This window comes from Tessaracoccus sp. OH4464_COT-324, from assembly GCF_003932855.1.
GTDB lineage: Bacteria > Actinomycetota > Actinomycetes > Propionibacteriales > Propionibacteriaceae > Arachnia.
The window spans coordinates 1-318 of the sequence record NZ_RQYZ01000173.1 but is presented as its reverse complement, the minus strand read 5'-3'; the positions used below and the strand labels follow the sequence as shown (position 1 = coordinate 318).

Below are 318 nucleotides of genomic sequence, written 5' to 3'. Positions count from 1 at the left end.
CTCATTTCGAGGCCGGAAGTAGCCACACCTCCTGCATTCACGGCTTTGCCCGGTGCATAAAGGATTTTATGCTCCAAGAAGAGATCGATCGCTTCGGGTGTGCAACCCATGTTGGAAATTTCCCCGACACATTGCACTTTGTTTTCGATCAGCTGCAAAGCATCTTTCCCGTCCAGTTCATTTTGCGTCGCACAGGGCAGAGCGATGTCTGTTTTCACTTCCCACGGACGTCGTCCCGGCACGAATTTGGCTTCGGGATACCGTTCTGCGTAAGGTGCCACCACGTCATTGCCCGAAGCGCGCAATTCGAGCATATAG

1 pseudogene is annotated in these 318 nt (G+C 52.8%); it reads right to left on the bottom strand.

The features are described from left to right. Nucleotides 1–318 (bottom strand): annotated as a pseudogene (locus EII42_RS12650) (glutamate dehydrogenase); the annotation flags it as partial.